Below are 24,893 nucleotides of genomic sequence, written 5' to 3'. Positions count from 1 at the left end.
TACAATGCCTGTCTGAAAACTTTTCAGACAGGCATAAAACTTTGTGGAAGACTTCTGTTGTTAAAAGTATCAGTGTTTTCTTTGTGTACAGTTTAGGGGTGACTATGTTTCAAGTATCGCTTCTTCAATTTTCTTGGCAGGTTTGGATTGACCAAAATGTTGCATAAAAATAGAAATAAAATTTCTTTTAAGTTACGTTAAAGTTTATAAGCTGTTATTTAATTCAGTTTCAACAAATAAATCGGCGAAGGCATCCGTAAAACGATGCGGATGTTGTCCGTGCGTTTCAAGTGCTGAAAGAAATAAAATTACAATCCGGCTAGGAGTGATGTTTAAACCACTCAAACCTATGTATAATCTGCATGATTAATGCAGTTTGTGCGTATGCCAAACTCGATAAAACCAAATTAAAGAGGGCATTATGTTAGTTTGCAATATTGATGAAATAATTATTCACGGTACGACCAGCAAAGGTAAAACTTTCCGTCCAAGCGATTGGTCGGAGCGCTTATGCGGCATTTTGTCTTCATTCGATAAAGGCAACCGGCTGTCTTACCATCAATGGGTGCGCCCTTTATTGGTGGACAATGTGCGCTGTGTTGCCGTGCATAAAAATCTGGAAGAAATTAATCCGGCAATGTTCCGTTTTCTGATGGATTTTGCCGCCGATAATGATTTACGGGTCATGAACTGTAATGCCCTGATTGACGAACGCGAAGATCAAGAAGGGGGTGCAGAGGAAAGGAAACCGGCAGAAGCTGCTGCAAGCGCTGCTCAGGTGCCTGCCTCCGATACAGAAGTTATTGAAGGCCTGCGTGAAATTGAACCCGCGGAAACTGCAACTGCGTTTGCAGCATTAAGTATTTTGCGTCCGATGCTGACTGATGTGAACCGTTTTGTTGAGCAGGTTAATACTCTGCAACGCCCACAGGGCTATCGTTTGCTGGGTATTTTTGAAGAGGGAAAGAGCAGCGCGTTAGCTGTGTGCGGTTTCCGCGTTTCCGTAAACTTAGTCAGCGGCATCTATATCCATATCGATGATGTAGTAACGATTCCCAGCAGCCGTGGCAAGGGGTATGCGGCGCGTTTGTTGGCCGAAGTGGCTAAAATTGCACGGCAAGAAGGTATTACTCAAATTCAGATTAATTCAACTGTTGGCCAAGACCGTACCGATGCCCGCCGTTTATATTTCCGCCACGGATTTGATATTACCGGCCATCACTTTGTCTGCAAGGTTGAAGAGTTCAAGGGGTAGTGCGGTTTCGTATGGTTTTTAGTTTGATTCCTGTGATGCTGTGTGGATTATAGCTGTATACGGCCTGCGGCAATTGTGATTTAATGGCCATTAAGAATATATGAAACAATGCCTGTCTGAAACTTTTCAGACAGGCATTGTTCCGTTAAACGACCGGTATTAAAACAAGTGTGAAGTGCCATTATTTTCTGGCTGGTAATCATCAGAGGCAGGAGGAATAGCATTGAAGTATGTTGGTTCCTGCTCTGTTTGAGGAGCTTGGGGTGCGCGTTCCGAAGCGGGCAGGGTGTCGGTGCCGGCGTCGATTTCAATTTCGCTGCCTTCAGGTAATACTTCGTCTTGTTGCGGTACTGGCTTCGGCGGAGGCGCTACGGATTTGCTTAATTCGCCATCGCCGTTTGTCCAAGCCAGTGATTTCAGTGAGCTTGGCACTTTTCCGTTTTTCGAACCGCAGGTGATACAGTTGAGCGCACCGGTTTTGTTTTTTAATACAAGAGCTAAGCGTTTGGTATGCACGGTTTTGCCATGAGCTTTAGCCCATTTTTTCACGCTGGCTTCCAAGGCTTTTATATCTAAGTTGTTTTGGCGGTAAGGATCACGATAGGCTGCCAACCAAAGGTTGTTATTGGCATCGGTATTAAGTGAAGCCATTTGATAAATCACATCAACAGGCGTACCGGTATTGATGGTTTTGGCAAATTCCAGTGCGTCAGGCGATTTCATTCGTACGCAACCATGGCTGCGTACTCCCGGAACACTTGCAGGGGCATTGGTGCCGTGAATGCCTAAGCCGAGTTTGGGATCGCCCATGCGAACAAACACCGGCCCCAGTGGGTTACTCGGCCCCGGAGGTATGGTAGTTTTACCGTTTTTCAATTCTTTTTGAATTGATTTCGGGATATGCCAAGTCGGGTTATAAGCTTTGGCACCGATGAGATGGCGGCCCAAATTGGTTTGGGTAGCTGCTTTGCCTACGGCAACAGGGTACGCTTTGGTAAGTTCACCGTTGGTATAGAGAAACAGTCTTTGTTGAGGGATATTGATAAAAACGTGTTGGCCTTCCGAGTAAGGTTGGACGTCTGGCAGGGGTGTGTTGGCTGCTGCTGCGCCGCTGAATATGGCAAGAAACAGACCTAATCCAGTTTTATTCATTGTGAATTATCTTTTTTAAAAGTATGTTGTGGTTGTTAAAATCAAGAGGAAATCATACCGCATTTTCAATGGTTTTGTGAGAAAATATCGGATTTTGTCAGTGTCGGCCGAAAGGTAGGCATATTAAGGTTGTCAAAATGCAGGGCAGTATACAAGGTAAGGCAAAAGTTTTTGCTGTAGATTACGAAGGGCGGGGCGTCGCGCGCGCTGACGGTAAGACTGTTTTTATACAAGGTGCTTTGCCGGGAGAAGAAGTTGCTTTTCATGTGACACGAAGCAAGAAAAGTTTTGATGAAGCGGATGTAACCCATATTTATCATGCCTCACCCGACCGCATAGAACCTGCGTGTCAGCATTTTGGCGTGTGCGGTGGTTGCGTATTGCAACATGCTTCGGTAGAAGCGCAAGTGGCATTCAAGCAAAGGGTGATGGAAGAGCAGTTATTGCGCATCGGGAAAGTACAGCCGGAAGATATTCTGCCTCCGATTTATGGCAGCGCTTGGGCTTATCGCCATCGTGCACGTTTAAGTGTGTCAAAAAACAAACAGAGCAGGCTATTGCTCGGATTTCGTTCTCGACGTAGTAATGAAGTGGTGAATTTAAACGAGTGCCCTGTTTTACCGCCGCATGTAGAAGAAGTGTTGCCGCATTTGCGTACGTTATTAGGCAGCGTTTCTGATAATGTTGTTGTGGAATATGTAGAATTTTCAGTCGGCAAGCTCCTTACTGCTTTAAATATCCGTACAAACACATGCCTGTCTGAAAAAGACTTGGATAAGCTAAAAATATTTTCAGACAGGCATTTACAAACCAAACGCTCAGTTTGGCAAATTTGGCTGCAAACCAAACAAAGTCAAGCTAATCCTTTTTATCCGGAAAATATGCCAGATTTGTTTTATGAAATACCTGAATTTGGCGTGCGGATGCCATTCAGGCCTGGTGATTTTACGCAAATTAATCAGGAATTAAACACATTGATGATTGAGCGGGCTGTTCGAATGCTTGAGCCTAAGCCAGAAGAAAGGGTTATAGATTTATTTTGTGGATTGGGCAATTTTACTTTGCCGATAGCCAAAAGTGGTGCACATGTTTTAGGTATAGAGGGTGCAGAGCATCTAGTGCAACGGGCACGAAAGAATGCCAAAATTAACGGTTGTGCAGAGAATACACATTTTGAAACAGCAGATTTGTTTTCAATTACAGAAGCGGATATTCGAAAATGGGGTGAAATAGACAAGATATTACTTGACCCGCCGCGAAGCGGAGCGTATGAAATTGTTAAAGCATTGTGTAAACCTTTTATGCCTAAGCGGATAGTGTATGTTTCCTGCAATCCTGCAACATTTGCTAGGGATGCTCATGTAATAATTGAAAAAGGCTATAAATTCAAAGAAGTAGGTATTATGAATATGTTTCCGCAAACGGCACATGTTGAGTCTATCGGTCTTTTTTTTAGATAATCGGTATTTTTAGGCGTAAAGAAATATTTGTGAAATGACTGATATAAGGAAGTCATGCTATCATCCACATCTGAGGAATTAACAGCCTATTGATACCAATTTTCTCTATTTGTTTTGATAAATTAAGTATTTATAGGTTTACTGTATAAATCGGGAGAGTTTCTTGAATTACTCGCTGTTAATAGGATTATTGGGTGCACTGGTAATTGTCGCCCTTTTTGTGCGCTTAAAGCAAAACAAAAAGGATAATAAAACGACAACCAAACCGGCATTTAAACGTCCCCAAAATAATGAGGCAGAACAGTCTTCTGGCGAATGGCTGGATATGGTCAGCCAAACTGTGGAAGAAACAGACGACCAAGATTGGGAGTGGGACACAGGAGGTATTGACCCCGGTGCGACTTCCGTTTCTGCCAAAGAAGTGGATCCGTTGACCGAATATCAGGTTTATAAGCAATTTGGGTATGAAGATAAGGCAGCCGCATCTTTAGCCGGTTATCTTAATAAAATGGAAGGCAGTGCTCCTGAAAAATTGGTGCATGAGCTGGCCAATTTGAGCCTGAGTACTGGAAATATAGATCTGTTGGCAACCACTTTGGACAGACATGCTGATATTTTGTCGAATGAGAGTCTGTCTGATTATGTTCGTGAAGGTTTGATGCAAGACTCAAACAACTTACCCTTGCGTGTGGTTGCGGAGGCGAAGTTGGGCTGGAGTATGCAGGAAGTAGCGCATCAAATCGGCGAGAAGACAGGCTTGGGTGGCGAGGATGTGGCAAGTGCGAAAACTGCTCATCAGCCTGTTCCATCTGGTTCAGTTGCCCCTCAGAAACGTGCATCTAAACGCAGTACGATTGTTGTAGCTAAAGGTACTCAAGAACTGCGTGATTTGTCGAATGAAGAAATGAATGCGGTTATGGGTTTTGTGAAGCCTGAACGCAGCACTAAAATCCTTAAAAACCAAGTAGGTTATGAAACTGCACTTCAACAATATAACCGAGCTATTCAAAAATCGGAAAAACCGGCAGCACTTATCATTGATGCCTTGAAGCTTGACTATCAACACAATGAAGTGGAGCAATTTGCCGGACACTTATGGAAACTTTATTATTCTTTAGGGCCTTATGGACGGCAAGTGAAAGAAAGAATGTTGGGTTGGGGATATAGCCTAGGCCAGCATGAGCTGTTTGATGACTTGGAAAAAGGACCTAATGAGCAGCAAATCCGGGAGATCGGATTAGCAAAAGGTTATTTGCAGCCTTCTAAGCGTCAATTAAAAGCCCATTACCGTGATTTGGTGTTGGAGAATGATTCGGTAACCAGCACCAGCAATTCGCCTACGGACATGGTAATTAAAGAAGTTGAGTCTTTACTGATGTATGGACAGTTGGATCAAGCCATTGATACATTAGAACAGTCGGTTTTGCAGTATCCGGAAGAATCTCAACTTTATATTACCCTCTTCGATTTGTATGAGCGCTCTGAAGGTTGGGATCGTTTGGAACAGTTTGTCAAACTGTTGAGAGATCGTGCATCAACTCTGCCAGAAGAAGCAGTATTGGCGATGAGTCGTTTGTTGCAACGTGTTAATGAAATTTCTAAATAACTATAAGAGTACCAACAATGGATAGTCTGTTACCGAAAGTTAAAACAGTACGGGTGATGCTAAAGGATTTTAGTGAGCAGCAAGAAGCTATTTTCCGCATGGCATTTAAAATGCACAATACGACTAATTATGAAATTGTCGGAGATGGTGCAGAGCATAAGCCGGATATGGTTTTAGTTGATGTTGACACCCAGCGCGGTATGTTGCCTTGGCATGAGTCACGTCAGCAATACAGTGATATTCCTGTAGTTATCTTTTCATCTGAAAAGCCAAAGTTGACAGCGCCTTATCTCGCAAAACCTGTTAAATTCGATACATTGTTTCCAACTTTGCGTAGCTTGGTTCAAGGGGGCAATGTTTATGAAGTCAAACCGGGTGAAGATGCAGCGAAGCCGGCCGAGACCAGTTCAAAGAATGAATACAGAAAAACAACTATCAAACGTTTCAACCCACAAAGCGGTTTGTTGGGCGCATTGAAAATGGCAAGTTCACGACAACAGGACACTGCCGTTCTGAATAACGGAAAGCCTGTTTTGATCGTGTTTCCAAGCATTCAGCGTGTTTTGCTAACCGTTAGTGCTGATGATTTGGAGCGTATGTGTAAAGATGATAATCTTGAGGTTGTGTGCAAAGCGGTTCCTGATAATCCTCAGTGGAAAGATAAAGCTAAAGTTACCATTATGTCGTGTATGTGGCAAATGGCTATTTGGACAGCGCAAGGCCGTTTAGTTTACCCTTTAACTCCGCAGACAGTTTTTACGTTGAAGCGGTGGCCTAATCTGACCCGTTTGGCTCCTGTCCCAGAATCGATGAGGTTGTCAGCATTTTTAACTAAGACTTCGGTAAATCTGAATGTGCTGTATAAAGTAATGCCTTTGGATATGGCAGATATTCTAAATTATCTTGCCGCAACTTATGTTACCGGATTTTTAGCAACTGATAATGAGTTTGCTGCAGAGAAAAGTGCTACGCCAAGTGCTCCTGTGGATGTTTCTTCCAGCATGAGTGTAAACAGTAATGAGATTACTGATAAGAAAATGTCTAGTGATGCTGAGCGTGCTGCAAGTGGTTCGAAAGAACAGCCGAGAGGCTTGTTGAATAGATTGATGCGCAAGTTGATTGGTAAGTGAGGAGTGTATAAGTGATTGAAAATAAAATTATATTTACCGGCCCTGTTGGCGTAGGGAAGACTACTGCAATCAGTGCGTTATCTGACGATCCTCCTGTGCAAACTGATGCCCGCGCTTCCGATATGACATTGGTGCGTAAAGGTTATACGACTGTTGCAATGGATTACGGTGTTATTCGTCTGGATGAAGAAACCAAAGTTCACCTTTATGGTACTCCTGGTCAGGAACGCTTTAATTTCATGTGGACGATTTTAAGTAAAGGGAGTATGGGATTGGTTCTTTTGTTAGACAATACACGAACCAATCCATTGAAAGATTTAAATTTCTTTTTAGAGGCGTTTAAAGATTTGCTTAAAACGGCACCTTTGGTGGTTGGTGTAACAAAAATGGATATCCGCTCTTTGCCGAGTATTGAGGTTTATCAAAAATATCTGGCTCAGAATAATTTTAATGTTCCTGTTTTTGAAATTGATGCCCGTCAGGAAGATGATGTAAAACAACTAGTTAGTGCTATGTTGTTCTCAATTGATCCGGGCTTAGAGGTGTAAGAATGGACACTACTCTTTCGTTACAAGCAAATTTATATCCGAGAATTACTCCGGCAGGTGCTTATTATGCTGTTTCTAATAATACGGTAAGTGCCAGCCGAACTTTGCTGCATGGTCTGTTAAAAGCAAATTCTGATGAATTGATTAGCACGGAAAAGCTTTTGGCATGGTCTGATACAAGCGATATCAATATTGCACTTAACTTATTATATCGCCTTCAGCGCCTAGAGTTTTTGTATGGAGATGAATCTCCTACAGTTGATAATATCCATCTGACAGATGAACAGTTACCTGATTTGTTAGCAAAACTATCGAATATTGGAAGGGCTTTATTGGCAGATCAAAATGGGTTGTATTTTGCTAACGCCGGATTCCATCATGAAACTGCGGAAGAAGTTGGAATTTTAGCCAGTGAGGTGGTTGCTGTTGGTGAGCGTCATCAATTATTGTTGAAAAACAATTTAAATATCCATCATACTGCATGGGGGATTTGTGATCCTTCGGGTCAAACCGAGTTGACTTTCTTTCCTTTATATATCGGTCAAAGTAAGTTGATTTTGGTGATTGGAGGCGTTCCTGATTTGAACCAAGAAGCTTTTGTTTCTTTAATCAAAGCATTGAGCAACCGTTAATATTATTTAAAAGCAGCCATTAATGAATGAAATAATTTAATTGGCACTGTGGGAAAACTAAACAAGCAAGCTGCTTATTATTCAATAAATTGGAAAAAATATGCGTGAACAACTTTTAATGTCAGTATTGAGCGATTTGAACGCTACTTCTGTGGATATTATTGCTTCTGCCGTTATCTCAACTGATGGCTTACCAATAGCAACGTTGATGCCTAAGACCTTGGATCAAGACAGGGTAGGTGCAATGTCAGCCACACTGTTGGCTTTAGGCAGCCACGCAGCTGGTGAGTTGGCATGTGGTGAGTTGGATCAGGTAATGGTTAAAGGTAAAACTGGTTATATTCTATTGAATCAAGCTGGATCGGATGCTGTTTTGACCTTAATGGCAAAAGAGAGTGGTAAACTGGGCTTGATTTTACTTGATGCAAAGCGTGCGGCAAAACATATTGCTGATATTCTTTAAGTTAAGCTTACCAAGTGTATATATTAAAGTTTGTCCGGTTTACCCAATAGATTTTATTGGGTAAACCGGACAAACTTTTTCAGTTATATAGCAAATAAACTTATTTTTGATACAAGGCAGCAAGTCGTAGACAGTACAAATAGTACAGGATAGTTTTTGCTGCTGCTTCAGTAGCTTACAAAATTGTGTTCTTTGAGCTAAGGTGCAGCAACAACGTATCATAAAGTTAAGTTTATTTGTTACATAGTAGTCATGGCTGTAAAGCATAGATTTCTACAAAGCGTTCTGAGCTATGGGCTTTATAGATATCGCAGTAAAGAGAGGTAGTTTGTATAGCATACCAAGTTTCATGGCTAGATACGGTAATGCCTGTCTGAAAGTTTTTCAGACAGGCTAGGCATTATAATTATTCCGATTATTTGCTGTTATACCCGAGCTTGTTCAGAGTATGACGGCACTGTTATTGTAATTAACTATATTTTTTCATTTATTAGAGGTCATACAAGTAGGTAAGGATGCCGCCAGTCACCCTGTTAGGTTTTGGTTGTTTCGCTATATTTAATTGCTGTGTTTTAGGCATGTAATTATCGTCCGTGTCATTTGATGCATGTATTAAACCAAGTCGTTAGGCTTTCTAAGTCGGCAGCTAATTCAGTGGCTTCGTTATCTGTAAATGCCCTCCATTGTTGCAAATATTTTGAACTATTTAATAAGGTAAGTACGGGAATTTCGGCGGATATCAATTCTAAAAATTCTTGAAAAAAGCCTTTACCTGTTGCTTCCATTACGCCAAACCGATTGATAATGGCTAGGTCTGGTGGATCTTCTAATAAAGACAGAAGTTCGTTTGCTGCAGTGGCTAGCCCTGCTGGATTCAGTCTACAAGCTTCGGAATTATTCCCTAAGTTTTGAAATATGGGATAAAGAATGCCGCTTTCTATCCCACGGATGCATTTATCTTGTGTACCATCGCTGCGCATATATTCTGTGGCAATTAGTCCTCCTATCCGGAATCCTTGAGATTGCAACCGGGTGATAAAAATTTCCAGTACAGTTTGAGCGGCACTGCTGTCTGAGCCATGTATGATAGCTGCGAGTTTTATGTTCATTTTGGATGTTTTGAGGTAATTATTGTACTTCTCTTATAAAACAGCTAGTTAGAGATGTCTATTGTGCCAATGGATTATGGATGAATTTACTCAATTAACTTAACTTTTGCTACAGCGTTGCCGCGCTTCTCCGTACTACTTGTACTGTCTTCGGCTTGCTGCCTTGTATCAAAAATTAATTTGATTGACTATAGTTTTGCGAAAACTTATTGTTGTATCCGGCCATATTACCTTTAGATTTGTTACCGTGAAATAACTAAAACATAGCAACGAGGCAGGTTGGCTTTAGTATCACACTGTTTAGAATATTTGGATAATTGCTGGGTTGAAGCTCAGCCAACCCGATTGCTGTATACTGGAAATATCACTATATTTTGTGCTGAGTTGAGCAAAGTTTACCCTATGTGAAAAGAATGCCTGTCTGAAATATTCAGACAGGCATTGGTTTATAGAATTTTATGAGAATCTAATAGGATAGTAACCGGGCCGTCATTGCATAAATCAATTTGCATGTGCGTTTGGAATTGGCCGGTTTGTACTTGGATGCCTTGGGAGCGTAAAAGATCTGCAACCCGTTCATAAAGCTTTCGAGCTTGTTCTGGTTTTGCTGCATTAGAAAACGAAGGGCGGCGCCCGCTACGTGCATCGGCATATAGAGTGAATTGGGAGATGAGTAGAACAGAACCACCCGTATCTTTAAGGGAAAGATTGAGTTTGCCGTTTTCATCTTCAAAAATACGCAGATGCGCTGTTTTTTCTGCAATATAACGGGCATCTGCTTCGGTATCGTCATGGTTTACGCCGAGTAGTACAACAAAGCCTGAGTGAATTTCTCCTGTAGTAGTTCGTGTATCTGTTGAGATTACATCAACGCGGGCGCGGCTGACTTTTTGGATAACTGCGCGCATATTCAGTTACTCCTGTCTGAAATTTGGCCGCAAACGCGGCAGGTAGGGTTTTTGTCAAAGCTAAAGCGCTGCCATTCGCTATTTAACGCGTTGTAACTCATGAGGTATCCGTGTGAAGGTTTGCCTATGCCGACGAGAATTTTTAATGCTTCGGCTGCCTGTGTCGTCCCAATAATGCCGACTAATGGGCCAAACACGCCGAATACGGCGCAGGCCCCGTCGGAAGCGTTGTCACCGTCAAAGAGGCAGGCATAGCAGGGCGTATCGGGCAGGTCTGGTCGATAGATAGCAACCTGGCCTTCAAACCTTACTGCTGCACCGGAAACTAATGGTTTTTTGGTTGCAACGCTGGTGCGGTTAACGGCTAGCCGTGTAGAAAAATTGTCGCAACAATCTAAAATAATATCGGCTTGTGCTGCCAGTTGGAGCAAACGTTTTTCAGACAGGCGTTCATTTAACGCAGTAATCTTTATACGGCTGTTGATGGCTTGTAAGCGAGTTTTAATGGTTTCTGCTTTGAAATGATCGATATCTGCCTCGGTAAAGCAGACTTGCCGTTGCAGATTGGTGTCTGAAACCGTATCGTCATCAGCAATAATAATGCGGCCTAAGCCGGCTGCTGCCAAATAAGGCAAAGCGGCGGAACCTAGTCCGCCGCAGCCGATAACCAAGGCCGTTGCAGCCAAGAGTTTTTCCTGCCCTTCAATACCGATTTCATCAAGCAGGATATGGCGGCTGTAACGCAACAAATCTCGGTCATCCATTAGAATGTGATGCCTTCATAGCTTTGTTCGAAAGAGAAGTCGCCACTTTTGCCGCCGGTTTTACTTTCTAAACGGATATGGGTCATGCTCATGGTTTTATCCACGGCTTTTAGCATGTCATAAATGGTTAATAGCGCAACATTTACACTTGTAAGCGCTTCCATTTCTACACCGGTGCTGGCTGTTGTGCTGACGGTAACCGTTGCTTTTACGCGGCTAACATCTAAGTCTATTTCAAAATCAACGCGCACATGAGTGAGAGAGATTTGGTGGCAAAGCGGAATCAAAAAACTGGTTTGTTTTGCACCTTGAATTGCCGCCACTCTGGCAACACCCAATACATCCCCTTTTTTTGCAGAACCTTCAGCTAAAATGCGTACTGCTTTGGGGCTCATATTAATGTAGCCACTGGCCACAGCTACACGTTCTGTCGGTTCTTTGTCACCGATATTTACCATGTGGGCTTCATCGTTTTCATTGAAATGGGTTAATTCGTCAAACATCATAAGTTTCCCTAAAGTTTTGAATATTTTATAGATTTAAGTGAGTAGTAAACGTTTGGTATGGGTTTCAGGAGAATATTCTAATAGATTTTTGATGTGCCGCCTATGCTGTAGTGGTCAAAATGAAATGTTTATACCGTGATTTGCATTATGTTTCCATAATTGCGGGGTAATTGTTGTATTTTATACAACCTTTAAAATCCCGTTAAACCCTCGGGGGAACCGTTAATACACCCAGTCTTTCCTCTGTTTTATCATTCTTGTAGCATGTTTAAGCAATATTCCAAGAAGAAATTGTTTCTTAATTTGTCTACAATAATTCAATAAATATCCCTACATATAGGGAATGTAGTCTTAACTCAATCTAAGCAAACCGCAAGGGCTGCTTTATAATAACGATTTTTTAATCATTGTGTCTTTAGAAATTTAAAGAATTAGCTTAAATAACATTATGAAATCTATCAGAAAAACCACTATTAGTCTGGCTCTGGCGCTTACCTGTCTGCCATTGAGCGCTGTGGCACAAGATATTAATGCCGAACGTGAACATTGGGCGCTACATGCGCGCAAAGGTCAGGCCGAATTAGCTGAGTCAGTTGATGCTTTGCGCAAACTTTATACGCAAAGCAAAGACACAAAAGTTAGAGCTGATTTAATCGCGCTGCTTGTTCGACAAGGCAAGCAGGTAGAAGCATTGGCGGTATGTGCAGAATGCAAACCTAGCAATTACACTTCTGACGAATTGGAAAATCTGGCAAAAGCTGCCCGCGATAATAAGCGGTTTGAAGAATCAGCGGCGCTTTACGCGCAATTGCAACGCGTAGATGCTTTCAAAAAGATAGGTTTTCTCGGAGGAGCATTGGCTTCGTCTGAAGCAGGTAAGCATACGGCGGCGCGTAATCAAATTGCCGAGTACCGTAAACGGTTTGGTAATGATGCCGATATCACTCAAGCAGAGGAATATATCAATGAGCGTTCTCAATCTTTATCCGAGCGTTTGGAAACATTGAAACAAAAGCTGGCGAAAGATCCTGAAAATAAAGATTTGGCATTGCAAACTTACCGCACAGCTGCACAACTTCAGGCTTATCCTGTGCAAGATGAGTTAATCCAGCGTTATCCGAAATTATTCAGTCAAACCGATTTGTTGTGGTTAAAGCTTAGTAAGGCTGTGACTCAGTTGCGATTGAGCCGTGAAACCAATGATATTCCTCAGCTTGAAGCTGCTTATAATAGCTTGAATGAAGTAGCAACCCAAGCTCCTGCAGGAAGCGATCTTCAGGTTAATGCCATACGCGACCGCATGGCGGCTTCAATTGCTTTGGGTAAAGATAAGCAAGCATTGGAAGATTACAACATGCTGCGCCGTATTGGTGAGCAGCCTCAATATGTCAAAGAACAATATGCGCAAGCTTTATCTATGAACGGCAGCCCGATTACAGCACGCAGCATTTATCAGGAAATCATGCAGCAGCAAAAAGCAGAGACCGGTCAAGTTTCTCCGAATCTGACCGGTAAGCTGGTGGAAGCAGATGCAGATGCGGGTTATTACACCAACGCACAGGAGCGAGTCAAAAGCTGGAACCCAAAAAAAAACGTTCCAGACTTCACACACACACGCGAAATAGATAATCCTTATTACGATCAGCAGTTTTTTTGGAACGCCCGGCTGGAAGCTTGGAACGGCAACCATAAAAAAGCAGCAGCATTGATGGATGCTTGGCTGGCCGAACATCCGGGCGACCCATGGGCAATGATTTTGCGTGGTGATTTGGCCTATTGGAATGGTCGTGGAGATGAAGCAATCAAATGGTATGAAAATGCCAAAGATCATATTTCTCCCGAAAGCCAAATTTGGGTAAATAATCAAATTGCCAATGTTTGGATGAGCACCGGTAATTGGGCGGCGGTAAAAGAGATGGCTTCAAAGTTGGATAGAAATGATCCTGCTTATAAGCCTTTTTGGGAACAATATGATAAAGCGCGTGCGGCGCAGTTGAATATTTCAGGCAGTGCGATGAAGGCTACCTCGCCTAAAGACGGCACTGAATGGGGGCAAAGCGCCACGCTGTATAGCCCTCGTAGTCAAAGCGGTCATCGAGCTTATATCACTGAGCAAACTGCTTATGTTCCCAATAACGGTGATCCATTGCGTTCAGGCCGGGTTGGTATAGGTGCAGATATCAGCTTACATCCGGTAACGGTTAACGTTGAAGCCGGACATGGTACCGAATTGAATAAAAAAGCGTATGCCAGTATTGGTGCCGACTACCGTGTAAACGAACGCATCAGCTTGAATGCCAAAGCTGCACATAACAGTGCCAACACGCCGACAAAAGCGCTTCAGCAAAAAGTGTATGCTGATGAATATAATATTGGCGCGTCTTATACTCATTCTGCTAACACACGAGCCGGGGCGGGTTTGGGTGTGATGACATTTGATGATGATAACGTTCGCAAGAGTGTTTATGGTTGGGTTTCACAGATGCTTTATCAGCGCAACCGCTGGAAGCTGGACGGTTCACTCTGGGCCGATTACAGCAGCAATAAAGACACGCCTTCGGCTTATTATTATAACCCGAAAAACAGTAAAACTGTGAGCGGCAGCTTAAGCCTTTCATATGCTATGCCGCTGGATAACGGAATCCGTTTGAATCAGAAGCTAACAGGAGGCGTTGGCCGTTACTGGCAAGCGGATCATAGTTCTGAGAACACTTGGTTGTTGAAATACGGCCATGATTGGTCGCTGGGTAAGAAAACCAGTTTGGGTTATGAATTAGGCCGCAAGCAAGCAATTTATGATGGTGAACCGGAATTCCAAAATTTCGGCAATGTTAATTTAAGCGTTAGATTCAAATAAATGAAAATGTGATGTTCAGACAGGCATATGCCTGTCTGAACAATCTATATCGTACACTTATTACAGTTAGACTACCCATTGAGTAGGTTTGCCTTATGAAATATACCCGTTTTTTATCAGCCATTACGTTGCTGTTAAGTATGAGCACGGCCTATGCTGCCAATATACAGTATGGCGTGATGTGCTACCACGATGTGGTTGACGAAAGCGCACCGCCGGAGGCTTACGGTGGTGACGAGTTTGATGATGAATTCAGACGCCAATACTATCCGCAAACCATCACGGTAAATAAACTGATTAATCATTTTAACTGGCTGAAAAATAACGGTTATACACCGGTAAGCTGGCAGCAGATTAAAGATGCGAAGGCAGGGAGGGGAAAGCTTCCTGCCAAGCCTGTTTTGCTCACTTTCGATGATGGTTATATCAGTTTTTACAAAACGATATTTCCAGTGTTGAAAGCATATAACTATCCGGCTATGTATGCTTTGGTAACGAGTTGGATGGAAACACCGGCAAACGGTTATATCGCCTATGGTAAGAAGAAATTATCGCGTAAAGCGTTCATTACATGGGAGCAAGTGAGGGAAATGCAGCAAAGCGGTTTGATAGAAATTGCTTCGCACAGCCATGACTTACACCGTAGTAATTTCGGTAACCCTTTCGGGTCGGAGTTTGCTGCTGCACTGCCGGGCAAATATGAAAACGGTCGTTATGAAACACCTGAGGAATACCGTAAGCGCATTGCGGATGATTTAAGACGCTCCGCCGATATTATCGAAAAACATACCGGAAAAAGACCTAATGCCTTGGTATGGCCTTACGGACAATATAACCGAGAGGCTACGGAAATCGCCCGCAAAGAAGGTTTCGATAGTGATTTCACTTTATTCGATTTAAAGTTGAATGAAGACAGCGCAGGTCACGTAGGCCGGATTTTGGTTGACCATGAAACGGGTTACGGTGTGATTAAATCCTATCTGGAAGGCAAAATGTTTGAAAGCAAAATCAAACGTGCCGTCTATGTTAACTTGGATGATTTATATAGCCCGAATACTGAAGAATTCAATCGGAATTTCGACAAATTGGTCAGCCGAATCGCCCAGCTTGGAGTAAGCGTTGTTTATCTGCAAGCATTTTCAGATGAGGATGGTAATGGTATTGCGGAAACGGTTTATTTCCCCAACCGTCATTTGAAAATGAAAGCAGATTTGTTCAGCAGAGTGGCTTGGCAGTTAATGACGCGTTCCGGTGTGAAGGTGTATGCATGGATGCCGATGACCGCGTTTAATTTCGGCTCAGGCTATGACTACGTTTCTAATAGTGGCGCACGCCGTCTCTCGTTTAACAATGAAAAAAACCGGCGCGCTGTTTCGGAAGTCTATGAGGACTTAGCATTTAGCAGTCGTTTTAATGGCCTGTTGTTTCAAAATGATGCGGTTTTTGCCGACTTTAAAGGTAATCTGCCTTCAGGTGCATTTGGCAATTCACAGTATTGGCAACAAGTCGCCACCAATATTGACGGCTTAATCCGTTATTCCGACCAACTTAAAGCCGGAGCAATGAAATACAGCTTTAACGGAGCGGTAGAATTAAAATCGGTTCATAATCTTTATGCCGGGCAAGCGATTGATAAAGAAGCACAAAAATGGTTTACGCAAAGCCTTTCCAAATACATCAAGCATTATGACTATACGGCAATAGCCCTGATGCCTTATGAAAAAGGTCAGAATACCAATACCCAAGATGCTGGCAAATGGGTAAAGAGTGCGACACACGATATCAAAAAAACCGGTATTCCTTTAGATAAAACCATTTTTGAGCTGCCTGCACAAAACAGGCAAACAAATCAGCATGTTCCTGCGACGGAGTTGGTTCAATGGATGGAAGATCTGAAAAAAGGAGGTGTCAAAAACATAGCTTATGGGCCTGATGATTTTGTGAATGACAGACCAGCTATCAATATTGTGAAACCGGCTTTTTCGATTAAACGGTAATATTTAGCGTCTTAGTTTTGTATTTACACTTGTCAGATGAACATTTTCAGACAGGCACTATGTCATGCCTGTCTGAAAACAGATAAATTTGCCAAATACAACCAACACCAAATATAAATATACATAAGAGCAAATAAAAAATGAAATGGTATGATTATTTAGCTGTTTTTGTCATGATGTATCCCGGCGTGATGGCCGTATACTGGACAATCTCCGGCGTGATTTACTACATATTCTGGGAACGCGAAATGCCTGAGCCTGATTTTCATAATCAGGAAGAAATCCCGATGGTAAGCGTGCTGATTCCCTGCTACAACGAAGCAGATAATCTCAACAGCTCCATCCCCCACCTTTTAAATCTTACCTACCCGAATTATGAGCTCGTTTTCATCAATGATGGCAGCAGCGACGACACTTTGAAAATTATCCGCAGTTGGGAAAAAATTTCCGATAAAGTGGTGGGCATCGACCAAGAAAACGGCGGTAAAGCTTCGGCTATGAATAACGGTATGCGTCATGCGCGCGGTAAGTACATTGTCGGAATTGATGGCGATGCCATCCTTGATTACAGTGCCATTGAATATATGGTACAAAGTCTTGAAGAAGATCCGAGTTTAGGCGCAGTAACCGGCAATCCGCGTGTGAGAAACCGCAGTACCGTGTTAGGCAAGCTGCAAGTGGCTGAGTTCAGTTCCATTATCGGCTTAATCAAACGCTCGCAAAGCATCTTGGGAACATTATTTACCGTGTCAGGCGTCATCATGTGTATCCGCAAAGATGTGATTGAACGCATTGGCGGCTGGAGCGACAACATGATTACCGATGACATTGATGTCAGCTGGAAAACCCAAGTAGCAGGCTACAATATTGCTTATGAGCCCCGAGCACTCTGCTGGGTGTTGATGCCCGAAACAATCCGCGGTCTGTATAAACAGCGGTTGCGTTGGGCGCAAGGCGGAGCCGAAGTAATTTTGAAATACTTTCCTCAAGTTTGGCGTGTAAAAAATTTCCGTCTCTGGCCTCTTTATTTTGAATATTTCATTACATTGATTTGGGCATATAGCCTATTTGCTTTCATGATATACGGATTCATCCGGATTTTGACAGGGCAGGCGGACTTCACATTGATAGAGGTAAGCGGTTTGATTACCTTTTTGATGTTTATGTTGCAATTTTCTATCAGTATGTTTATCGACAGCCGCTATGAAGGTAACCTTTTCCGCTATTTTGTAAGCTGTATCTGGTATCCTTACGTTTTTTGGCTGCTCAACAGCCTTACCTTGGTACACGGTTTCCCAAGAGCTATTTTGCGGGATAAAGAGCGAAAAGCCACGTGGATAAGCCCGGATCGGGGCGTACAGTAATAAACGGGAGAAAACATTATGTCGCCGGAAAACAGAAAAAACCTGCGTGAGCAAATGGTTATTAAAAGAGCACGCAGTAAAAACCGCTCTATCAGCGCTAAAAGTCTTCTGATATTTGCAATCACTTGGGCGTTGTGGCTTGCTGCTGTATATTTTGTTTTCAACGATCATGAAGCGTTGATTTTCGAACCTATTATCGGCACATGGACGTTGATAGACTTAATTAAAGCCGTAGCCGTAGTAACATTGACCCAGTTGAACATCTTATTTTGCTGGTCGATTTTGGCAACTTCGCGGGTCAGCGCTCTGCGTAACAAGCGCCGAACTGCTGCGCGAATCAAAACCGCTGTGGAAACCACAAGGCAATATAGAAAGATCGATGAGCCTCCGGCAAATCGGAATTTGAAAAAATAATAGTGTTGCTAATTAGAATGCCTGTCTGAAACAACTTTTCAGACAGGCATTCTTTGGTTTGTCAGCGGCATACATTGTTGCTGAACTTTGCGCCAATCATCTTCCCATATTTTGGGTGAACCTAGCTCCTGTTGTTGTACTGTTATTGTTTGAGTGTCGAGATCAAATATAGCATCTGCTTGATACATTTCATTCATCTTGGCTTGAACTAATAACTCATGTCTTATGCCGAGTAAAACAGCACGGGACTCAGTTCCAAAGTCAAAACGATATAGTTTATTTTGATAGCTCAGTGGAAAGATATCATCACCATTAATTTGTTCAGGTAATAATACAAAAAGATAGCGCGCATTTTCCGGCAACTCTGTAACTATGCTGTCGGGCACTTTATTATCTTTGGGCGGCGTAATCTTTTGAAAAGCTGTAGCAGCGGGTATCCCCCCATTGGCATTAACTGCCAGGCGTATGCCGGCTAGACTCGCCCATTCTTGGTTTGATGTGTCGGTAACCAGCCAACGTGAATGTTTAAGGATAAATGCTTCTTCTTGAGGGATATCACTCATTGTAGATATTCCGAATAGAGGTAAATCCAGTGATTTTCCTTGAAGCTGAATGACCAATGCCTTGTTTGAATTTCGTTGAGTGATTTTCCAATCCCCGCTGATTGTAAAACCAGCCCCTTCTGCAAGCATGCCGTAACAAAAAGTTTTATCAGGAAACATGAATAGTTGAACTTGACGCCTAGGTTCAACAGTGTGATACATGCCGAGAAAAGGAGCCTGTTTTGTGGCACAAGCGCTAAGCAATATAGAAAGTGAAATTAACAACGTATATTTAAAGAAACTAAAGTATCAGATTACCTAATGGCTTATTAAATTATTGGTAAAAGAATTCTTATCTTGGAGGAAAACAATGCAAACGTGCATAGAAACAGATTTATAATGAATCAACTTAAAAAGCGCACATCCGCATGCTCGGAATTGGCCCGAATCCCCTTTGCTTGAAGTTATATGTATGTACTGTTTTTGATTATTTGTTGTATTTATTTAGAAAGCCTCAGAGCAAACCACACCCAAACCAATACAGAGCCAAAAAACATAACACTCCAAATCGGCAATGGCACGCCCATCACATACTCTTGAACGCCACAATCACCAAATCCGCGTACAACAGGTTCCCACATATCAAACAAGGGCCAATCCTTCAAACGGAAAGTCCATGGCGCGCCGCAGGATGGGCGTTTCATGGCAGGTAAGCTTTGCAGCCACATTTGATACACAGCCACCCCGAAGCCCCACAGAGCCGGAATGCTTACCAAACCCGCTGCCGCAAACCGGCCGCCTTTTTTATGCGTAGGTAAAAGTAATACCAACATCGCCATCAGTGTTACCGAAATCACAGCCACCCGTTGCAAAATACATAAAGGACAGGGGTTCAGCTCCATAACATATTGGGCAAAAAAAGAACCCGCCGTGCATAACAGGCCGGTAACAATAACGATCAATAAAGCTTTACGATAGCTCATTATCTAACTCTCACAAAATTTCAGACAGGCATAACTCTAGCTTGGGTTCTTGGGCTTTACAAAATCCGTTAAAAAAAGCAGAAGTAGCCTATATTCATTATACTATATAGCAAATAAACTTATTTTTTACCATGGCTTCATTATGCTTGGACTTGACCCGAGTGTCTCCCAACATTACGGAAATTCAAAATATCCGCGTCGGAGTTTGTGCATGGCAAATGTATCGTTCTTAAGTTGGTTTGCTATGATAGATATATCTGTTAACTGCACAAGATTCAGAGGCAAGCTTTAAAATACAGATAATTTTAAACAGATAATTTTAAACAGAGCGTGCCAAAAAGCCACAAAAAAATAAATCTGTTGTAAACATGCAAATTTGTTTTTGTGTTTTTGTATCTGTTTGAAAATAATTAAGAAAATATATGGTTGTGTAATTAAACATACACAGCAGGCAGAAAAAAGCAGAGGAAAAGGGTGATAAAGTTTGTTTTTTTTAAACGAAGCATTTATATTAGCAGTCATGGAATCGCCGTTTATGGCGGTGAATTCAAAACTTAGACGAACATTAATACTGTTTGAGTTTGTTTTTCTTAACGATAGAAAAGGAATACAGCAATGAAAAAAACTCTGATTGCTCTGTCTTTGGTAGCTTTGTCTGGCGCCGCTTCTGCTGAAGTGATCCTGTACGGTCAAGTAAAAGCAGGTGTTGAGGTTAGCCAAAAGAAAAATCGTGATAACGGTGTGACAACCAAAGATCATACTGAAACTAAGATTGCTGACTTTGGTTCGCGCATTGGCTTCAAAGGTACCGAACACTTGGGTTCCGGCTTGAATGCTATTTGGCAAATTGAGCAAAAAACACCGGTTTCTGGTGGCGGTTCATGGGGTACTCGTGACTCATTCATCGGCTTGGAAGGTGAAAGCTGGGGTAAAATCCGTGCTGGTCGCTTGAGCACCCAATTAAATGATATGGACGCTTTGGATGCTTGGGAATACAATAACCCTGCTTTAGGCTTGGGCGTATTTACCCGTACAGGTGAGCGTGTAATTTCTGCGCGTTATGATTCTCCTGTTTGGGCAGGTTTCTCTTTCAATGCTCAATTCACTCCGCGTGATAACCAAGCAGATACTGGTCGTGAGAGCGCTTTAAGCGATACTTCTGCTTACTATGGTGGTGTTAACTACGAAAATGCCGGTTTCTTTGCTCAATACGGTGTTGGTTACAAAAAATCTGCTTATGTAGCTAACGGTGACAGCAAATCTGCCCAAGCACACCGTATCCATGGTGGTTATGATGCCAACAACCTGTTTGTAGGTTTGGGTTATCAATATACCAACGGTTGGGATAGTGAGCGCAGCTACATTGCTACTATCAGAGGTGAAGATGCGCCTGCTTCAGACAACTCTGGTCGTCTGAAAACTCACGAAGCTGCTGCTACTGCTGCCTACACTTTCGGTAACGTAACTCCTCGCTTGAGCTACGCTCACGGCTTTAAAGCTAAAGCAGGTGGTAACAAAGTTGACGGCACTAACTACAAACAAGTTGTATTGGGTGCTGACTACGATTTCTCTAAACGCACTACTGCTATGGTTTCTGCCGGTTGGTTGAAAGCTGGTAGCGGTGACAACAAAACTGAAAATACTGCCGGTTTGGTTGGTTTGCGTCACAAATTCTAATCTTGATTTAAAGATTAGCTAAAAAAGAGCCTGTATTTGCAGGCTCTTTTGTTGCTTTTTATTTGTGGAATACATTCAAAAATCCATTTGAGCGTTGGTAAGGTTGTTTCGTGAATATAGAGTGTCGCCATCGACGCGTATGAACTGTTTAAATTTGAAATAAAGTATATCAGGCTCGTGTCACAAATTCTGAATGCCTGTCTGAAACCATTTTTCAGACAGGCATTGCATTAGAACATAAACATGGAATGCGTCCCAGTACATCGGTTTTGGCTTGGGTGAAGAAGGGTAATGTGATGCGCCAAGGTGCATTATAGTCAAACCGTTTGTATAGTAACGGCAGCGTCATACTCGGATCTGCCGTATCTGGGGTTTTAGTGATGTTGGAAGATACTTAAGCTCCGATAACTTTGAAAAGTATTCAGGTTCAGTTCGGGTAGGGCAAGCGTACTGCTTTTCGATTGATTTAATATGTGATTTGGTTATTTCATTATAAACGGTGGAGTGATACATCCGCAGGCCTCCAACAGTGAAATGGTTTCATACACAGGTAATCCCATCACGCCGGTAAAACTGCCTTGCAGATGTTGTACAAACACGCCGCCTAAGCCTTGAATGCCATACCCGCCGGCTTTGTCGAGCGGTTCGCCTGAGTTAATATAAGCTGATATTTCGGCTTCGTTCAAAGCTTTGAACGTAACATGACTAATTTGGGTGGTGCACAGGCATTGACTGTTGAAATACACGCAAACAGAGGTGAGCACTTGATGCGTGGAGCCGGAAAGAGCGGCAAGAATTTCAGCTGCATGTTGTGCATTATCAGGTTTGCCAAGAATCTGCTCGTTGAGAGCGACGGTGGTGTCGGCAGTCAGTAGTGGATATTCAGGTTCGTGAGTGTGTCGGCTATGCCAAAGTGTAAGCGCGGTTGCGTTTTTTTCGGCGGCCATTCGCTCAACATATGCGGAAGCTGTTTCGTCGGAATAGGGTGTTTCATTAATATCGGCAGGCAGTTGCAAGATTTGATAACCGAGGTTTTCCAAAATTTCCCTGCGGCGCGGGCTGCCGGATGCGAGGTATAAGGTTGGTTTCATTTTCCTTGGTCTTTCACGGCGGCGCGTTGCAGGCTGTCAAGCAGTGTAGTGGGTAGCAGACGCTTCAGATACCAAAACACAATAGTCGGCACGGTAACTAGATAGCGTGCTTTCGGTTTTTTTGCTGTTAATGCGCGTACGCACACCATCGCGCAACTGGGCGAGCTTAATGTAAATGGCGCAACAGAGCCTTCTGCTTCCAAGCGGTTGAGCTGCCGGCGGTAGCTTTCGGCATGAAAGCTGCTTTCATAATCAATATGTTCGGCAAATTTTTCCAATGCATTGGTGCGGAAGCGGGTGGCAATCGGACCGGGCTCTACCAGGCTCACATAAATATTGCTGCCATATAGCTCGTGGCGCAAAGTGTCGCACATACCTTCCAGCGCGAATTTGCTGCTGTTATACGCGCCGCGCCATGGCATGGCGGCAAACCCCAAAATACTGCTGTTTACTAGAATACGCCCATGGTTTTGACGGCGGAACACGTTCATGGCCAGCGTGATGCATTCCCATGCGCCGAATACATTGGTTTCAAATTGCTCACGCAATGCTTGGCGCGGGATATCTTCCACTGCACCGACTTGCCCATAACCCGCGTTACAAAACAGAGCATCCAGCGTGCCGCCGGTAGTGTGTAATACGGTATCAAAAGCAGCATGTATGCTTTGGCTGTCGGCGGTGTCGAGTTGTAGTGCGTAGGTAAAGCCTTCTTGGCGAAGCCGCTCAACGTCTTCTTGTTTGCGGCAGGTAGCGAAAACCTGCCACCCCATCTGTTTTAAAAATTTGGCAGTATCATAGCCGATGCCGCTGGAGCAGCCGGTGATTAAAACGGATTGCGGCATAGTATTCCTTTGAAAAGTCGAATAATGATGGAGACGAATCATAGCAGCTTTGTATAGCGATTTGAGCTAAAATCGGCAAAATATGGCAAGTGTTGGATTGCCGTTTGACTAACTTATGCCCGTCTGAAAAATACACAGTCAATTAACTTAACAGCGGTACATCTGCCATGCTTTGGGCTTGATCTGATTATCTCCAATGTTACTGGACTTCAAGGTGAACAGGTCAAGCCCGAATATGGCGTAAAATGTTTGGAATGATGGGAATGCCTGTCTGAAAATTCAGGTGTTACGAAGCTTTGAAAAGGCTTTCAATGGATTTATTTTGGCAATATGCCGCTCTCTTTTTCTCCGCTTTTACTTCTGCTACGATTTTCCCCGGCACTTCGGAAGCGGCGTTGGCAGTGATGGTGCATAACTATCCGCAAAGTTTCTGGTGGGCGTTTTGCTTGGCTGCTTTCGGCAATATTTTGGGCAGCATTGTTTCTTACGGCATGGGCCGCTTGCTGCCGCAAAAATACAAGCCAAGCGTTAAAACAGAAGCCTGTCTGAAAAAATACGGGGCGTGGGGGCTGTTGCTGGCTTGGGTGCCGTTTGTAGGGGATGCTTTGCCGATAGCGGCAGGTTGGCTGCGCTTGCCTTTTGCTGTTAGCTGCCTGATGCTGGCAATCGGAAAAATTGCGCGTTATGGTGTGTTGATGATGGGCTTGTCGGCTTTTTAATTTCGCATGTTGTGCATCAAGGCTCTGCCGAGCAGGGCAAAAATCCGCTACAATACGCGTTTGCATTTTTCTTAAAAGAATCCGCATGAAAGAGCATAAAGCCCGCAAGCGTTTCGGACAGAACTTTTTGCAGGATACGCGCATCATCAATGATATTGTTAATGCCGTGCGCCCGCAGCCTGATGATATGGTTATCGAAATCGGCCCGGGTTTGGCGGCGATTACCGAGCCATTGGCGAAAAAGCTGGGCCGGCTGCATGTTATCGAAATCGACAGAGATATTATCAAACGCCTCAAAACGCTGCCGTTTGCTGATAAATTGGTTATTCATGAAGGCGATGTGCTGCAATTCGACTTCAATAGCGTGCCGGGCAGAAAAAAAATCGTGGGCAACCTACCATATAATATTTCCACGCCTTTGCTATTTCGTTTGAGCGAAGTGGCAGACGATGTGGAAGATATGCATTTTATGCTGCAGAAAGAAGTGGTCGAGCGCATGGTGGCCGAGCCGAAAACCAATGATTACGGCCGCTTGGGTGTGATGTTGCAATACTTTTTCGATATGGAAATGTTGATTGAAGTGCCGCCCGAATCATTTGATCCGGCGCCGAAAGTTGATTCTGCCGTGGTGCGCATGATTCCGCAAAAAGGGCGCATTGGTATAGCGAACGATTTTGAACATTTCAGTATGGTGGTTAAGGCTGCGTTTGCACAGCGGCGCAAAACCATACGCAATAATCTAAAAGAAATTGCCTCCGATGAAGATTTGGCCGCAGTGGGCATTAATCCGCAGGATAGGGCCGAGCATATTGCGCCGGAGCTTTATGTGAAACTGAGTAATTATCTGACAGAAAAAAAGCCTGTCTGAAGAAAG

The 24,893-nt window shown here is 43.2% G+C and carries 23 protein-coding genes; 14 read left to right on the top strand and 9 right to left on the bottom strand.

Going from position 1 to position 24,893, the window contains the following annotated elements; all coding sequences use genetic code 11:
- Nucleotides 1-421: 421 nt before the first annotated feature.
- A complete protein-coding gene (locus AKG09_RS06395) occupies nt 422-1,255 on the top strand; it encodes a GNAT family N-acetyltransferase (protein ID WP_054618626.1) in 834 nt (277 codons plus the stop codon).
- Between the two features lie 159 nt (nt 1,256-1,414).
- On the opposite strand, the gene AKG09_RS06390 is transcribed toward AKG09_RS06395, so the two are convergent.
- Nucleotides 1,415-2,407 carry a L,D-transpeptidase gene (locus AKG09_RS06390; RefSeq protein WP_054618625.1) on the bottom strand — a complete coding sequence of 331 codons (993 nt, stop codon included), beginning with the start codon at nt 2,405-2,407 and terminating at the stop codon, nt 1,415-1,417.
- A gap of 137 nt (nt 2,408-2,544) precedes the next feature.
- Between AKG09_RS06390 and rlmD the strand changes: the two genes are divergently transcribed.
- The 6 genes from rlmD to AKG09_RS06360 all read left to right on the top strand — a co-directional run bounded on the left by rlmD (nt 2,545) and on the right by AKG09_RS06360 (nt 8,246).
- Complete coding sequence (gene rlmD / locus AKG09_RS06385; protein WP_054618624.1) at nt 2,545-3,867, top strand: 23S rRNA (uracil(1939)-C(5))-methyltransferase RlmD; 1,323 nt, start codon at nt 2,545-2,547, stop codon at nt 3,865-3,867.
- Between the two features lie 163 nt (nt 3,868-4,030).
- Nucleotides 4,031-5,473 carry a 23S rRNA methyltransferase gene (locus AKG09_RS06380; RefSeq protein WP_231623909.1) on the top strand — a complete coding sequence of 481 codons (1,443 nt, stop codon included), beginning with the start codon at nt 4,031-4,033 and terminating at the stop codon, nt 5,471-5,473.
- 17 nt (nt 5,474-5,490) lie between these two features.
- Nucleotides 5,491-6,603 carry a hypothetical protein gene (locus tag AKG09_RS06375; protein ID WP_054618623.1) on the top strand — a complete coding sequence of 371 codons (1,113 nt, stop codon included), beginning with the start codon at nt 5,491-5,493 and terminating at the stop codon, nt 6,601-6,603.
- 11 nt (nt 6,604-6,614) lie between these two features.
- Nucleotides 6,615-7,151: an ATP/GTP-binding protein gene (locus tag AKG09_RS06370; protein ID WP_009117310.1), complete on the top strand. Its 537-nt coding sequence runs from the start codon at nt 6,615-6,617 to the stop codon at nt 7,149-7,151.
- A gap of 2 nt (nt 7,152-7,153) precedes the next feature.
- Nucleotides 7,154-7,783 (top strand): hypothetical protein, encoded by a 630-nt coding sequence (locus tag AKG09_RS06365; RefSeq protein ID WP_054618622.1) that lies wholly within the window; start codon nt 7,154-7,156, stop codon nt 7,781-7,783.
- A gap of 100 nt (nt 7,784-7,883) precedes the next feature.
- On the top strand, nt 7,884-8,246 hold the full coding sequence (locus tag AKG09_RS06360; protein WP_009117308.1) for a roadblock/LC7 domain-containing protein: 363 nt from the start codon (nt 7,884-7,886) through the stop codon (nt 8,244-8,246).
- 596 nt (nt 8,247-8,842) lie between these two features.
- Here AKG09_RS06360 and AKG09_RS06355 read toward each other — a convergent pair.
- The 4 genes from AKG09_RS06355 to moaC all read right to left on the bottom strand — a co-directional run bounded on the left by AKG09_RS06355 (nt 8,843) and on the right by moaC (nt 11,530).
- Nucleotides 8,843-9,355 (bottom strand): DUF2478 domain-containing protein, encoded by a 513-nt coding sequence (locus tag AKG09_RS06355; protein ID WP_054618621.1) that lies wholly within the window; start codon nt 9,353-9,355, stop codon nt 8,843-8,845.
- 446 nt (nt 9,356-9,801) lie between these two features.
- Nucleotides 9,802-10,263, bottom strand: coding sequence for a D-aminoacyl-tRNA deacylase (gene dtd / locus AKG09_RS06350; protein WP_054618620.1), 462 nt, complete (start codon nt 10,261-10,263; stop codon nt 9,802-9,804).
- Nucleotides 10,264-10,265: 2 nt separating this feature from the next.
- Entirely contained in the window at nt 10,266-11,027 is a 762-nt protein-coding gene (locus tag AKG09_RS06345) for a HesA/MoeB/ThiF family protein (protein WP_054618619.1), read from the bottom strand.
- A complete protein-coding gene (gene moaC, locus AKG09_RS06340; protein ID WP_054618618.1) occupies nt 11,027-11,530 on the bottom strand; it encodes a cyclic pyranopterin monophosphate synthase MoaC in 504 nt (167 codons plus the stop codon). Before moaC ends, AKG09_RS06345 begins: the two co-directional genes overlap by 1 nt.
- Nucleotides 11,531-11,981: 451 nt before the next feature.
- Here moaC and pgaA point away from each other — a divergent pair, with 451 nt between their 5' ends.
- The 4 genes from pgaA to AKG09_RS06320 all read left to right on the top strand — a co-directional run bounded on the left by pgaA (nt 11,982) and on the right by AKG09_RS06320 (nt 18,165).
- Nucleotides 11,982-14,390 carry a poly-beta-1,6 N-acetyl-D-glucosamine export porin PgaA gene (gene pgaA / locus AKG09_RS06335; protein ID WP_054618617.1) on the top strand — a complete coding sequence of 803 codons (2,409 nt, stop codon included), beginning with the start codon at nt 11,982-11,984 and terminating at the stop codon, nt 14,388-14,390.
- Between the two features lie 95 nt (nt 14,391-14,485).
- The gene (pgaB, locus tag AKG09_RS06330) at nt 14,486-16,387 is read left to right on the top strand and encodes a poly-beta-1,6-N-acetyl-D-glucosamine N-deacetylase PgaB (protein ID WP_054618616.1); all 1,902 of its coding nucleotides are present in this window, start codon (nt 14,486-14,488) and stop codon (nt 16,385-16,387) included.
- Between the two features lie 140 nt (nt 16,388-16,527).
- A complete protein-coding gene (pgaC, locus tag AKG09_RS06325) occupies nt 16,528-17,751 on the top strand; it encodes a poly-beta-1,6-N-acetyl-D-glucosamine synthase (protein ID WP_054618615.1) in 1,224 nt (407 codons plus the stop codon).
- An 18-nt stretch (nt 17,752-17,769) separates the two neighbouring features.
- Nucleotides 17,770-18,165, top strand: a complete 396-nt coding sequence (locus tag AKG09_RS06320) for a hypothetical protein (protein ID WP_054618614.1) — start codon at nt 17,770-17,772, stop codon at nt 18,163-18,165.
- Between the two features lie 38 nt (nt 18,166-18,203).
- Here AKG09_RS06320 and AKG09_RS06315 read toward each other — a convergent pair whose 3' ends face one another.
- Entirely contained in the window at nt 18,204-18,887 is a 684-nt protein-coding gene (locus AKG09_RS06315; protein ID WP_156320809.1) for a hypothetical protein, read from the bottom strand.
- A gap of 320 nt (nt 18,888-19,207) precedes the next feature.
- A complete protein-coding gene (locus tag AKG09_RS06310) occupies nt 19,208-19,690 on the bottom strand; it encodes a disulfide bond formation protein B (RefSeq protein ID WP_054618612.1) in 483 nt (160 codons plus the stop codon).
- Between the two features lie 615 nt (nt 19,691-20,305).
- Between AKG09_RS06310 and porB the strand changes: the two genes are divergently transcribed.
- Nucleotides 20,306-21,367: a trimeric porin PorB gene (gene porB, locus AKG09_RS06300; RefSeq protein ID WP_054618610.1), complete on the top strand. Its 1,062-nt coding sequence runs from the start codon at nt 20,306-20,308 to the stop codon at nt 21,365-21,367.
- Nucleotides 21,368-21,849: 482 nt separating this feature from the next.
- Here porB and AKG09_RS06295 read toward each other — a convergent pair whose 3' ends face one another.
- Together AKG09_RS06295 and AKG09_RS06290 are read right to left on the bottom strand one after the other, a co-directional pair.
- The gene (locus AKG09_RS06295) at nt 21,850-22,458 is read right to left on the bottom strand and encodes a nucleoside triphosphate pyrophosphatase (protein ID WP_054618609.1); all 609 of its coding nucleotides are present in this window, start codon (nt 22,456-22,458) and stop codon (nt 21,850-21,852) included.
- Nucleotides 22,455-23,300 carry an SDR family NAD(P)-dependent oxidoreductase gene (locus AKG09_RS06290; RefSeq protein WP_054618608.1) on the bottom strand — a complete coding sequence of 282 codons (846 nt, stop codon included), beginning with the start codon at nt 23,298-23,300 and terminating at the stop codon, nt 22,455-22,457. The genes AKG09_RS06295 and AKG09_RS06290 overlap by 4 nt, the downstream gene beginning before the upstream one ends.
- A 311-nt stretch (nt 23,301-23,611) precedes the next feature.
- Between AKG09_RS06290 and AKG09_RS06285 the strand changes: the two genes are divergently transcribed.
- Nucleotides 23,612-24,019 carry a YqaA family protein gene (locus AKG09_RS06285; RefSeq protein ID WP_054618607.1) on the top strand — a complete coding sequence of 136 codons (408 nt, stop codon included), beginning with the start codon at nt 23,612-23,614 and terminating at the stop codon, nt 24,017-24,019.
- 85 nt (nt 24,020-24,104) lie between these two features.
- Nucleotides 24,105-24,887: a 16S rRNA (adenine(1518)-N(6)/adenine(1519)-N(6))-dimethyltransferase RsmA gene (gene rsmA / locus AKG09_RS11890; RefSeq protein WP_054618606.1), complete on the top strand. Its 783-nt coding sequence runs from the start codon at nt 24,105-24,107 to the stop codon at nt 24,885-24,887.
- Nucleotides 24,888-24,893 lie beyond the last annotated feature (6 nt).

The organism is Neisseria sp. 83E34 (genome assembly GCF_001308015.1).
Taxonomy (GTDB): domain Bacteria; phylum Pseudomonadota; class Gammaproteobacteria; order Burkholderiales; family Neisseriaceae; genus Neisseria.
Note: the sequence above shows the minus strand (reverse complement) of the source record. Positions and strands in the feature narration are given on the sequence as shown.